This window comes from Streptomyces sp. NBC_01551 (assembly GCF_026339935.1).
GTDB lineage: Bacteria > Actinomycetota > Actinomycetes > Streptomycetales > Streptomycetaceae > Streptomyces.
Window position 1 is genome coordinate 2,231,150 of the sequence record NZ_JAPEPX010000001.1, and the last position, 12,038, is coordinate 2,243,187.

Genomic DNA, 12,038 nt, shown 5'->3' on the forward strand with positions numbered 1-12,038 from the left:
CCCGTTTCTCCGTGAAGAGGGGCCACGGCCCCCGGGGGTTCCCGCTAGCGGTCCAGGAGCTCGGCCCGGCCCTGCGCCTCGTACGCCGCGAGGAGGTCCGCCAGCGCCTCCGGGTCCAGCGGGCGGTAGCCCGTGGCGCCGGGCGGGGACCACCAGACCGGGTCCGGGGCGGCGCGGAAACCTGCCTTGCGCAGGCCGACCCGGTGGACCTTGTTCGTGGCCGTGGTCGGCATGGCCCCGACGATCCGGACGTAGCGCGGGGACATCTTCGTACCGAGGTCCGGCTGGGCGGCGAGGAACGCGGCGAAGGCCTCCGGGTCGAAGACGGCGCCTTCACGCAGGGCCACGGCGGCCATCACCTGGTCGCCCGCCACCTCGTCGGGCACCGCGTAGACGGCGACGGCCGCCGCCTCGGACCAGCGGGCCAGGATGTTCTCGATCACCGCCGCGGCCAGGTTCTCGCTGTCGACGCGGAGCCGGTCGTCGGTGCGGCCCGCGAAGTAGAGGAACCCGGCGGGGTCGCGGAAGAAGAGGTCCCCCGTCCAGTACCAGCCGTCGCGGGTCCGGGCGGCCTCCGCGCCGGGGTTGCGCCAGTAGCCCTCGAAGAGGCTGCGGCCCCGGTTGACCAGCTCCCCGATGGCCTCGTCCCCGTTGGCCAGGCGGCCCCGCGCGTCCAGGACGGCCGGCGGGCACTCCGCGCCCGTGTCGGGGTCGATCACCGCCAGGTCGTCCCCGGCGCCCGCCCGGCCCAGGGCCCCGGGCGGGGTGTCCGGTGTGCGCACGACGGAGGCGCCGCCTTCGGTGGCCCCGTAGCCCTCGACCAGCCGGACCCCGAACCGCTCGGCGAAGCGGGCCGCGTCCACCGCCCCGGCCTCGGTGCCGAAGCCGAGGCGCAGGGTGTGCTCGCGGTCGTCGGGGCGGGGCTCGGTGGCCAGGAGGTACTGCACGGCCCGGCCGACGTACGTGAAGTACGTCGCCCCGTAGGCCCGTACGTCGTCCAGGAACGCGGTCGCCGAGAAGCGGCGGCGCAGCGCCACCGGGGCCCCGCCGACGAGGGCCGGGAGCCAGTCGGCGATGACGGCGTTGCCGTGGAAGAGCGGCATGCAGATGTAGTGGACGTCGTCCGGGGTGACCGAGAACTGGCGGGCCAGGGAGTCCCCGGCGGCGGCGAGCCGGCCCTGGGTGCAGATGGCGGCCTTGGGGGCGCCGGTGGAGCCGGAGGTGAAGTAGAGGAGCAGCCGGGTGCCCGGGCCCGGGGCGGCGATCGCGGCCTCGCCGGGCTTGGCGGCGGCGTACGGGGCGAGGAGGGCCTCGTACTCCTCGGTGTCGGTCACGAGGATCCGTACGCCGGGCAGGTCGAGCCCGCGCAGCAGCGGCAGGTGGGCGCGCTCGGTGACCAGGATCCGGCAGTCGGTGTGCAGGATGTCGCGGGCGAGCTCGGGGCCGCGCCGGGTCGGGTTGATCCCGGCGACGGCGGCCCCGGCGAGGGCCGCCGCGCCGAGCCAGAACGGGAACTCGGGGGTGTTGTCGAGCAGCACCCCCAGGTGCGGCTCCGCCCCCGGCGGCAGGAGGTCGACGAGCAGCGCGGCGCGCGCGGCGGCCTCCTGGGCGGTCCGGTGGCGGCTGAGGACGGTGTGCTCGCTCTTCAGCCCGGGCCGGTGGTCGCCCCATTGGCACGCGATGAGCTCCGCGACGGTTTCGGGTGTCGTCCGCATGCCGCCGGAGGGTAGCTGACGTTCAATCAGAACTGAACGTCAGAACTGAACGTCGGAGCAGGCGTAGAAGGCCATGGGGGTGTCGTTGACGGTCCAGACGGCGAGGATCATGTGCCGGCCGGTCTTGCCGCTGGGCATGATGCCCTGGTGGACGGTCGTCATGTCGGGGCGGGCGCCGTTGTAGGTGACCGTGAGGAAGGGCTGCGGGTCGAGGGCGGAGCGGGTGAGCGGCCTGGTGGGGTCCCAGCCGTTCTTGGTGACGTAGTACTTGAAGTCGGTGGTGGAGTGGTTGGCGGTGAACTGCCAGCGGAAGCCGTAGTTCTGCCCGCTGGTGACCTTGGTGGTGGGCCAGGTGCCGCCGCGCGGGTCGTCGAGCTGGGCGAACTCGCTGTGCCCGCCGGAACATATGGTGCCGTCGGCGGGGCCTTGGGCCGGGAAGCCCTTGAAGCCCTCGACGCTCTGCGGCTCCCACTGGATGGGGCCGCAGTCGAGGACGGTCTTGTTGGCGCAGAGCTTCTGGCGGCTGATGGGGGTGTCGGTGTAGCCGTGGCTGCTGGCGCTGGGGGCGCCGAGGAGGCTCACGCCGGCGACGATGCTGACGCCGAGGGCGGCGACGCCGGCGCGGCGGGAAATTCTGGGCATGCGGACGGTACGCATGGTGCTCCTTGGGCGTGGGGGGAGTGCGACTGGCGCGTGCGCACGCATGGGGATGAGTGCCAGGTCTAGACCAAGTCCCACAGTATTGACGGGAGTTGGCCGTGTCTAGACCAATGCGGGAACGGGTGGTCCGGTCGATTCCGGCCACCCGTTCCGTGTGCGTCGTGTCCGCGGTCGCGGTCCGCTTCCCCGCCGCTTCCCCTGCCGCTTCCCCTGCTACTCCGCCCGGCCCGTGTAGAAGGCGACGGTGAGGTCCTTCACCAGGGCCTTGCGCTCGTAGTCGTCCAGCTCCACGAGCCCGCGCGAGGTCAGCCGGTGGACGGTGTCGTCGACCGCGTCCACGACCGAGGTCAGCACGGTGTCACGGTGCTTGGCGTCGATCGCCGCGACCCGGCGGCGGCGCATGGCCTCCGCGACCTCGGGGGCGTACTCGATCCGGATCGGCTGGGCCGAGTACACCTCGATCCCGACCGCCTCCGTCTCGGCGGCCAGCATCCTGGTCAGCGCGTCGCCGACGGCCTCGGCGTCGCGCAGGGTCGGGGCGTCCTCGTGGAAGGCGTCGGCCGGGAGCTGCGAGAGCACGCGGGCCATGGCCGATTCCACCTGTTCGGCGAGGTACTCGGTGTGGTCCTCGACGGCGAGGGTGGCGCGGGCGGTGTCCTTGACCTGCCAGACGACCTGGACGACGACCTGGAGGGCGAGGCCGCCGGAGTCCACGGCGGGCATGGGGTCGCTGCGCCAGTGGCGCAGGCGGACGTCGACGCGGCGGCGCAGCAGGAGGGGGCTGACCCAGGTGAGCCCGGTACGCCGGACCGTGCCGCGGTAGCGGCCGAAGAGGGTGAGCACCCAGGCGTGGCCGGCCCGGGCGCGGCCGAGACCGCCGAGGGCGACGAGCGCGACGACCCCGAGGAAGGCGAGCGGGGGCCAGTGCGTGGCCCGGAGCCCGTGGTAGGCGCGGGGGGTGGCCCCGAAGGCGGCGACGACGACGGCGGGGACGACGCCGGCCCGCCAGAGCACGGCCGCGCAGCCGGTGAGGGCGAGAGCGCCGACGAGCACGGCGGCCCAGCCGGGCAGGACGGGCCCGCGGTGCTCGCGGAGCCGGTCGTCGCCGCGGGGGACGCGCCGGCCGGGCGCCGCGGGGGTACGGCGGGGGGCCGCGCTCGCCGGGGCCGGGGCCGCCGGGGGGTTGGGGTGCGCGCGGAACGGGAGCCGCACGGGCACCTCCGTCACGCCGGACCCCCGCCGGGGGCCGCCGGCCCGGAGCCGGGAGCGCTGACCGTCGTCTTCCGCGTCCTCCCGCTCCCGGATCCCCCGGGCCACGGCCCGCGCGACGAGCTCGGCGACGCCGGGCCCCTCCTGGGGGTGCGGGATCTCCACCGCCGCGGGCTCGGGGTCGTCCCCGGCCGGGGCGTGCACCGGCTCCGGCTCGGCCTCGGGATCGACCCGCGCCGCCGGTACGTCGCTTCGCGCCGGGCCGCCGTACCACCCGTACGGCACGCCGGTCCGGGTATGCGGCACCCCCGCGGCCACCTCGCCCTCGGGGCCGTCCCCGTCACCGGGACCTTCGGGCTCGCCACCCGACGCCGACTCCGCCGGGACCGGCGGAACGCCACCTTCGCTCCCCTGCCCCGGCCACCCGGCCTCCGCCGCCAGACCGGGCCCACGCCCGGCCGCGGCCACGAGGGCGGGCTCCTCGCCCCAGCCCCCGGACACACCACCCGGCGCCGACCGCCCGCACCCGGCCGGGTGGGCCGGGGCCTCGCCCCGGGGTTCCGGCGAGACGCCGACCTCCGCCCACCGCCCGGGGCGGGCCTCCGCCCGTGGGTCAAGGCCCAGCTCCGGCGCGGCCACCGGAACCGGGGCCTCACCCCGGGCCTCCGGCGACCCGTCGGCTCCGGACCACCGCCCCGGACGCGCGGCCATGCCATCGGCCTCCGCCGGGCGACCGTGCCCCGCCAGAGGGGCCGGAACCTCGCCCCGGGGTTCCGGCGGACCACCGGCTTCGGACCACCGCGCAGGGCGGGCGGCCATGCCGTCGGCCTCTGCCTGCCACGCCACGGGGGCCGCGACCGGCCGCGCTGAGCGGGGTGCCGGGGCTTCGGTCGCCGCCACGGGCGGCAGTACGGCGTCCGCCCACCGCCCGGGGCGGACCTCCGCCCGGTGGTCAAGGCCGGGCTCCGGCGCGGCCACGGGGGCCGTTGCCTCGCCCCGGGCTTCCGGCGGACCACCGGCTGCGGACCACCGCCCCGGGCGTACGGCCAAGCCGTCGGGCTCCGCCGACCGACCGTGCCCCGCCACGGGGGCCGGGACCTCGGCCCGGCCTTCCGGCGGACCACCGGCTTCGGGCCACAGGCCCGGGCGGGGCGACGGGGTCGGGGCCTCGCCGCGGGGTTCCGGCGCCGACGGCAGCGGCTGGGCGTCGGCCTCCGCCCGCTCGGATCGCAGGGCGGTGTCCGGCCAAGTGGCGACGGGGCCGGACTTCGGCCCGGTCGGGGCCTCGACCGCCGCCAGCGGCGGAACGCCGGCCTGGTCCCACTGGCCCGGGCGGAGTGCAGAGGCCTCGGTCCGGACTTCCGGTGTGCCGGCTGTCGTGACCCCCTCCCTGCTCCCCGGGCGGGGCGATGTGGCGAACGCTTCGGACCGGGGTTCCGGTGCGCCGGCCGTCGGGCGCGGCGCGGCGCCGGCCGCCGTCGGCGGGAGAACGCCGGCCTCCTCCCACCGGCCCGGGCGGGGCGACGGGGCGACGGCTTCGGGCCCGGAGTCCGGGGCACCGGCCGCGGGGAGCGGCGCGGCGTCGGCCTGGTCCCGGCGGGCCGGGCGGGGGACCTCCTGCCAGCGGCCCGGGCGGGGGCGGTGGAGTTGGGCGGTGCCCGTCGCGTACGTGGTGCGGGTGGGGTACATGGTTGCCTCCGTCATGCGAACAGCCGCCGCCAGGTTTCCGGGCCCGGGTAACCGTCGGCCTCGGCGCCGCGCCAGCCCTGGGCGCGCTGGAACGCCTCGACGGCACGGCGGTCGGCCTCGGTCCAGCGGGGCCCCGTCCCGGACGTGTAGTACTTGCCGAAGCCCTTCTTCACGAGCTGCCAGCCGAGCGCGGCCACCGCCGCGTGGGACGCGCCCGGGCGGAAGAGCGCCGCGCCCGGGTAGGCCCGTACCCCGCCCGGACCGGCCGCGCCCCCGACCGTCGGCCGGATGTCGTTGCCCGTCTTCTCCACCAGCAGCCGCCAGGTGTGCGCGCCCGGGATCCCGTCCGCGTCCGCGCCCGTCCAGCCCTGCGCCTGTTGGAACGCCTGCGTGGCCAGCTTGTCCGCGTCGCTCCACTTCGAGCTCGCGCCCTTGGGGTAGAAGCGCCGCCCGCCCCGGTCGATCAGCATGTTGCCGAGCTGCTTGACGTACTCGTTGTCCGCGCCCGGCCCGAACTTCGCGACGCCCGGGAACACCGTCGAGGTGCCCGGCTTGGCGCCGCCGGCCGGGTCGTCGGGAACGATGCCGCCCGTCACCCCGTTGAACCGGTACGGGAGGTACTTCGTCGAGTTGGTCCAGTACCCGTACGGCGTAGCCAGCTTTCGGGTGTACGGCCGGGTCTGCTCGTAGGCGATGTAGTGCGTCTGCGTCTCGTCGGCCCAGCCGCCGAAGATGACGACGTGCGAGCCGTTGGTGGGGTCCGAGGGGTTGTGGAACAGCAGCATGTCCCCCGGCAGCAGCTCCGCCTTCGTGATCTTGGTGGCGAACTTGTCGAGGCTGCCGGTCCACTCGTTGGAACCAAGGTTCCAGACCATCGAGACGTAGCCCGAGCAGTCCTGCCGGTAGCCGTCCGACCAGTACTCGGACATGCTGTACGGGACCTCCGCGTCCAGCCACAGCTTGGCCCGGTTGATCATCGTCGCCCGGTCGATCCGCTTCACGGCGGAGGGCGCTCCGGGCGCGCCGCCCGGTTTGCCCTTCGGCCCGTGCAGCGGGGCCCGGCCGCCCTGCGGGGTGTCGGCGCCGTCCCGCTTCACCGGGCCGGGACCCGGCACCGGGTTCGCGGTGGCGAGGGCGACACTGCCGCCCCCGCTGAGGACGACACCGGCCGCGGTGGCGAGCACCAGTGCCCGGCGGGCGCCGCGCGCGGCCGGGTGGCCGCCGTCCCGGAGCGGTATGGCCCGCGCGCGGGCGAGGGCGCGACGGCGCTGCGTACACCCCAGGCACACGCAGTCGCCCGCGGGCTCGTACTCCTGGAAGGCCGGCATCGACATCGGCGTCGGCATCTGCACATGCGTCGGAGGCTGCATCGTCATGCGGTTCCGTCCACTCCCCTGCTCGTCCATTGATCGGCCCGCACGAATCTGGCGGGGCATCAGATTCAGTGCGGCCAGACATATCGTGCACGATAATCCCCTCAAACGTGGGTTAATCGGACAAGGCGGGCGTGGCTGGTCACGAACACCTCCGCAGGTGGGGTAGAGTTTTCTCTGTCAGCAGGCGCCGCTAGCTCAGTTGGTTAGAGCAGCTGACTCTTAATCAGCGGGTCCGGGGTTCGAGTCCCTGGCGGCGCACAGACGGAGGAAGCCCCTCGCAGCGAAAGCTGCGAGGGGCTTCTTCGTTTCACCGTACGGACCACGGCCTACACCACGGTCCCCGCCCCGGCTTTCTCCCCCGTCAGGTACGCCGACACCACCACGTTCGCCGAGTACTGCTTGGCCGTCTTGTCGTACGTTCCGCCGCAGGTCACCAGCCGCAGCTCGGCCCGGCCCGGCACCTTCGGCCCGTACGCCTTGTGGGGGTCGAAGCCCGCGCGCTCGTAGACCTGGACGTCCTCGATGGTGAACTCGGCGATGGTCCCGTCCGCGCGCACCACCCGCACGGTGTCCCCCTGTCTGGCCGAGCTCAGGCCGTAGAAGACGGCCGGCTTCGATGCGGTGTCGACATGGCCGACGAGCAGCGCGGTCCCGGCCGTGCCCGGCTGGGCTCCGCCGCCCCACCAGCCCACCGTGCCCGGACGGTCATACGGGGGCGGGTCGATCGCGCCGTCTTTGTCCAGACCCCGGGAGATCACCGGGGCCTGGACGCCTATGGAGGGCACGTCGACCCGCGCGGGCAGGGCCGCGCCGAGCGGGGCGTGCGCGGCGGGCAGCGGCACGCCGGGCGCGCCGGCGACCGCGCCGCCGGGCAGGCCGGGGACCTGGGCGGGGACCCCGGTGATCTCCCGGCCCCACAGCCACAGGCCCAGCACCAGCACGGACCAGGCGGCGAAGGTCAGCAGCTTCGCGCCGCCGCTGGACTTCGGCTCGTCCGAGGCCGTCACCGGCCGGCCCTCACTCGCCGCTGCGGCGCCGGCGCAGGGTCAGCGCCCTGCCCGCGACCGCGAGCGTGGCCGCGGCGGCGAGGACCGCGCCGATCAGCGTGTGCGGCAGGCCCGGGCCGTCGTCGCCGTGGTGCTTCTTCTCGGCCGCCGCGTCCGCCATCCGGTCCGGCTGCGCGGCGAGCTCCGCGGCCATCCCGCCGCCGCCCGCGTGGACCGGCCAGACGGGGGTGTGGTGCGGGTAGGGCTTGGACGGCTCTTGGCGGTGGTGGCTGATCTGGATCGAGCCGCGCACCGCCCCTTCCTTGCCGTCGCACTTGATCCGGATGTCGTGCCATCCCGGTTCGGCACGGGAGCTGATCAGGGCGTCGCCCGTCAGACCGCGGCCGCCGTCACGGCCCGACAGGTCGACGTCCGCCACGAAGACGGCGGACTTGGCCGACGCCCAGTGGCCGTTGCAGCCCTGGACGCGCAGCGTGACCCGCGCCCCCGGCTCCGCCGGGTTCGGGTCTGCCGAGACACTGCCGCGGTCGTCGTCGCCCGCGAGGGCGGCGGGCGCGGTCGCGGCGGAGACGGCCGTCAAGGCGACGGCCACCCCGGCGGTACGGAGAGCGATGACAGCACTGCGCATGGTGGACCTCCTCAACAAGGAGGTTCACGTGCGAGGCGCCGCTCCGCATCCGGAGCGGCGCCCGCTTGGCCCGTACGTGTCAGACCAGGCCGGGTCAGACCAGGTCGACCAGGTCCGCGATCGAGTTCACCGTCTTGGTCGGCCGGTACGGGAACTTCTCGGTGTCGGCGAGCGTGGTCAGGCCGGTCAGCACGAGGAAGGTCTGCATGCCCGCCTCCAGTCCGGCCAGGACATCGGTGTCCATCCGGTCGCCGATCATCGCGCTGCTCTCGGAGTGCGCGCCGATGGCGTTCAGTCCGGTCCGCATCATCAGCGGGTTGGGCTTGCCGGCGAAGTACGGCTGCTTGCCGGTCGCCTTGGTGATCAGCGCGGCGACGGCGCCGGTGGCCGGGAGCGGACCCTCGGTGGAGGGGCCGGTCTCGTCGGGGTTGGTGCAGATGAAGCGGGCGCCCCCGTTGATCAGGCGGACCGCCTTCGTCATCGCCTCGAAGCTGTACGTTCGGGTCTCGCCCAGGACCACGTAGTCGGGCTCGTGGTCGGTCAGGATGTAGCCGATGTCGTGCAGGGCGGTGGTCAGTCCGGCCTCGCCGATGACGTACGCGGTGCCGCCCGGGCGCTGGTCGTCGAGGAACTTGGCGGTGGCGAGCGCCGAGGTCCAGATGTTCTCGACGGGGACGTCCAGGCCCATGCGGTGGAGGCGGGCCTGGAGGTCGCGCGGGGTGTAGATGGAGTTGTTGGTCAGCACCAGGAAGGGCTTGCCGGACTCGCGCAGCCGCTTGATGAAGGCATCGGCGCCGGGGATGGGCGTGCCCTCGTGGATGAGGACCCCGTCCATGTCGGTGAGCCAGGATTCGATCGGCTTGCGCTCTGCCACTGGATTGTTCTCCGCTCTCGGTGGCCGTACCTCTGACCTGTGACCCGTGGTCTCGACCACCCTATCGGGGCCGGGCCGCGGACGCCGAGGGCGTCCACGGCCCGGACCGCGCGGGGTCGATCAGCCGAGGCGGACGTCGTCGACGGTCCAGAACCAGTTGTTGTTGCCGCTGTAGCGGAACCGGACCTGGACGTCGGTGGCGCCGGCCGGAACCTGGAGCGTCAGGGACTCCGCCTTGGCGATCGCGTCGGCGGTGTAGGTCTTGACGACGGCCGGCGCACCGCCGTTGTACGAGACCAGGACCTGGGCGCTCTGGCCGGCCTCGTGGCGGTAGTGCGTCTGGAAGGTGAGCTTCTTCGTCGAGGCGCCGGTCACGGCCCACTTGGGGGTGATCAGGGTGGAGTCGAAGGTGCCGGTGTGGGTCTTGTCGTCCCACTCGTCGGAGTCGGCGACGGCGAACACGTCACGGGAGCGGACGTTCAGCTCGCGCCACTGGTCGCGCTGGGACTGGCTCCAGAACTCGTCGGTCGCGAAGGCCCAGCCGGCCCACTCGGTGACACCGCCGGTGCCCATCTTGGAGTTGTCGACCGACCAGCCGGCCGGCGGGGTGTGCGTGAAACCCTTGACGCCCGCCGGGATGCCCATCTCGTCCACGCGCGCCTGGAGGTTGGGGCGCACGGTGTCGAACGGGTCGTTGTCGTCAGGCGCGTTCACCGGGACGCCGTCGATCGCGGAGCCGGGGTTGACGCCGACCTGGGCGAGCGCGGTCGCGGCGACGTCGACGAGCTTGACGTCGTCGCGTACCGAACCGGCGGGGATGCCCGCGCCCTTGGCGATGACGAAGGTCCCGCGCTCCTGGATGGTGGAGCCGCCGTGGCCGCCGGCGTCGGTGTGGCCGTGGTCGGTGGTGACCAGGATCTTCCAGTTCTCCTGGGCGTACGTCGGGCGGTTCTGGACGGCGGTGAGCAGCTGGCCGACCAGCGCGTCGACACGGCCGATGGCGTCGAGGTACTGCTGGCTGGCGGCGCCGTAGGAGTGGCCGGCGCCGTCGACCTGGCCGAAGTAGACGAAGGCGGCGTCCGGGTTCTGGCCCTGCAGTTCGGCGGCGGCCGCGGTGGCGATCTTCGGGTCCTCGGTGCCGTAGCCGTCGCGGTCGCCCTTGAGGCTGAGGCGCTTGTCGACCTTGGCGGAGAAGATCGGTCCGCCCGCGTCGGTGGAGGTGATGGGCTCCCAGTCGGCGGCCGCGTAGGTGTTGAGGGAGGGCTTGGCGTTCTCGGCGCGGGTCAGGAAGTCCGGGTAGGCCGTGTAGTTCTTGCCGGTGAAGGAGTTGTCCTTCACGCCGTGCTTGTCGGGCCAGACGCCGGTGGCGATGGCGGACCAGCCCGGGCCCGAGGAGGTGGCGGCCATCGGGTTCGCGTACAAGGTGCTCTTCGCGGTCAGCCCCTGGGCCATCAGGCCCTTCAGGTGCGGGGCGTTGGCGGCCTTGACTCGGTCGAGAACCACGCCGTCCAGGCCGATGACGAGGACCTTGTCGGTGCCGGCCGCGGTGCCGGTCGCGGTGGTGGCGGCGCCGGCGGTCTGGGTGGCGAGCGCGGTGGCGAGCAGGGCCGTGGCGGTGGCGGCCACGGCGAGGGCGCGTCCTGACAGGACAGTGGGCACGTACTCCTCCGGGAGTAATCGTGGGAATGCGCGAGTGGACATGCGCCGGGTCCGGACCGAAGGTGCGATCTTCGGTCCAGACCCGTTACGCAAGCGTCACTATTGCGGCCACGAGTGGCCGCAGGGTTAAGCGTCAGCTGCCGGTCGCGGACTTCCACGCGTCGACGTGGCCGGTGAGGTTCTTGTCGATGTCGGCCCAGTCGGGCTCGAAGATCTCGACACCGGTCATCAGCTTGGTGAGTTCGACGGCGTTGGCGTCGGTCGGCTTGACGTCGGAGCGCGCCGGGAAGCCGCCGCCGACCTCGCTGACCAGCTTCTGGGCGTCCTCGCTGAGCAGGTAGTCGAGGAGCTTCTTGCCGTTCTCGGTGTGCGGGGCCTTGGCCACCAGGCCGGCCGCGTACGGGAGGGCGAAGCTGGTGGGCTTGCCGCCGTCCTTGGCGGGGAACCAGATGCCCAGGTTCGGCATGGACTTGGACTGCGCGAAGTTCATCTGGACGTCGCCGTTGGCGACGAGCAGCTCGCCCTTGTCGGTCTTCGGCGCGAGCTTGCTGGTGGAGGAGGACGGGCCGACGTTGTTGGCCTGGAGCTTCTTCAGGTACTCCATCGCCGGCTCCTTGCCTCCGAAGTCGTGCATCGCCTTGATGAGCACGGCGGTGCCGTCGCCCGCGACGCCCGGGGTGGAGTACTGGAGCTTGCCCTTGAACTTGCCGTCCAGCAGCTCTTCCCAGGTCTTGGGCGCCTCGGTGAGCTCCTTCTTGTTGTAGACGAAGCCGAAGTAGTTGTTGACGACCGAGGTCCACTTGCCGTCGGTGGCCTTGTCGCCGCCCTTGACCTGGTCGGAGCCCTGCGGCTTGTAGGCCTGGAGCAGGCCCTTGCCGTCCGCCTGCTGGATGAACGGCGGCAGCGTGATCAGGACGTCGGCCTGGGTGTTGCTCTTCTCGCGGACGGCGCGCTGCACCATCTCGCCCGAGCCTCCCTCGACGTACTTGACCTCGATGCCGGTCTTCTTGGTGAAATCGGCGAAGACCTTGTCGTACCAGCCGTCGCCCTTGTCGCTCTTGAGGCCGTCGGCGCTGTAGACGGTGACGACCTTCTCGCCGCCGCCCTTGGAGTCGGCGGCGGTGGAGGAGCCCGCGCAGGCGGTGAGGCCGGCGGCGAGGGCGAGGCTGCCGGTGACGGCGGCCGTGAGGCGCGGGTACTTGCTGCTGGGCATGGAACTTC

Annotated in this window: 9 protein-coding genes and 1 tRNA gene; 1 reads left to right on the top strand and 9 read right to left on the bottom strand. The window is 73.5% G+C overall.

Translation table 11 applies throughout. The features are described 5' to 3' along the window. Nucleotides 1-44: 44 nt before the first annotated feature. From OG982_RS10010 to OG982_RS10025, 4 genes are all read right to left on the bottom strand, one after another. Nucleotides 45-1,715 carry an AMP-binding protein gene (locus OG982_RS10010; protein WP_266948348.1) on the bottom strand — a complete coding sequence of 557 codons (1,671 nt, stop codon included), beginning with the start codon at nucleotides 1,713-1,715 and terminating at the stop codon, nucleotides 45-47. Nucleotides 1,716-1,754: 39 nt separating this feature from the next. Continuing rightward, nucleotides 1,755-2,357 carry a lytic polysaccharide monooxygenase gene (locus tag OG982_RS10015; protein WP_266948349.1) on the bottom strand — a complete coding sequence of 201 codons (603 nt, stop codon included), beginning with the start codon at nucleotides 2,355-2,357 and terminating at the stop codon, nucleotides 1,755-1,757. A gap of 231 nt (nucleotides 2,358-2,588) precedes the next feature. Further along, entirely contained in the window at nucleotides 2,589-3,890 is a 1,302-nt protein-coding gene (locus OG982_RS10020) for an SPFH domain-containing protein (RefSeq protein WP_266948350.1), read from the bottom strand. A 1,394-nt stretch (nucleotides 3,891-5,284) separates the two neighbouring features. Beyond that, complete coding sequence (locus tag OG982_RS10025; RefSeq protein ID WP_266949874.1) at nucleotides 5,285-6,607, bottom strand: peptidoglycan-binding protein; 1,323 nt, start codon at nucleotides 6,605-6,607, stop codon at nucleotides 5,285-5,287. 226 nt (nucleotides 6,608-6,833) lie between these two features. Here OG982_RS10025 and OG982_RS10030 point away from each other — a divergent pair. Next, nucleotides 6,834-6,907 (top strand) — tRNA-Lys (locus OG982_RS10030). Nucleotides 6,908-6,975: 68 nt separating this feature from the next. On the opposite strand, the gene OG982_RS10035 is transcribed toward OG982_RS10030, so the two are convergent. The 5 genes from OG982_RS10035 to OG982_RS10055 all read right to left on the bottom strand — a co-directional run bounded on the left by OG982_RS10035 (nucleotide 6,976) and on the right by OG982_RS10055 (nucleotide 12,030). Next, nucleotides 6,976-7,656, bottom strand: coding sequence for a class F sortase (locus OG982_RS10035; RefSeq protein ID WP_266787948.1), 681 nt, complete (start codon nucleotides 7,654-7,656; stop codon nucleotides 6,976-6,978). A gap of 10 nt (nucleotides 7,657-7,666) precedes the next feature. Beyond that, nucleotides 7,667-8,284: a hypothetical protein gene (locus tag OG982_RS10040; RefSeq protein WP_266787947.1), complete on the bottom strand. Its 618-nt coding sequence runs from the start codon at nucleotides 8,282-8,284 to the stop codon at nucleotides 7,667-7,669. Nucleotides 8,285-8,378: 94 nt separating this feature from the next. Then, on the bottom strand, nucleotides 8,379-9,158 hold the full coding sequence (locus tag OG982_RS10045; protein ID WP_266787946.1) for an HAD-IIA family hydrolase: 780 nt from the start codon (nucleotides 9,156-9,158) through the stop codon (nucleotides 8,379-8,381). 120 nt (nucleotides 9,159-9,278) lie between these two features. Then, nucleotides 9,279-10,817 (bottom strand): alkaline phosphatase family protein, encoded by a 1,539-nt coding sequence (locus OG982_RS10050; RefSeq protein ID WP_323139241.1) that lies wholly within the window; start codon nucleotides 10,815-10,817, stop codon nucleotides 9,279-9,281. A gap of 133 nt (nucleotides 10,818-10,950) precedes the next feature. Further along, complete coding sequence (locus tag OG982_RS10055; RefSeq protein WP_266787944.1) at nucleotides 10,951-12,030, bottom strand: 2-aminoethylphosphonate ABC transporter substrate-binding protein; 1,080 nt, start codon at nucleotides 12,028-12,030, stop codon at nucleotides 10,951-10,953. Nucleotides 12,031-12,038: the final 8 nt, after the last annotated feature.

Excerpts from the sequence above, each read along its gene's own strand:
- OG982_RS10025 (WP_266949874.1), bottom strand. The coding sequence starts at position 6,607 with ATGTCGATGCCGGCCTTCCAGGAGTACGAGCCCGCGGGCGACTGCGTG.
- OG982_RS10040 (WP_266787947.1), bottom strand. The coding sequence starts at position 8,284 with ATGCGCAGTGCTGTCATCGCTCTCCGTACCGCCGGGGTGGCCGTCGCC.
- OG982_RS10010 (WP_266948348.1), bottom strand. The coding sequence starts at position 1,715 with ATGCGGACGACACCCGAAACCGTCGCGGAGCTCATCGCGTGCCAATGG.
- OG982_RS10015 (WP_266948349.1), bottom strand. The coding sequence starts at position 2,357 with ATGCCCAGAATTTCCCGCCGCGCCGGCGTCGCCGCCCTCGGCGTCAGC.
- OG982_RS10055 (WP_266787944.1), bottom strand. The coding sequence starts at position 12,030 with ATGCCCAGCAGCAAGTACCCGCGCCTCACGGCCGCCGTCACCGGCAGC.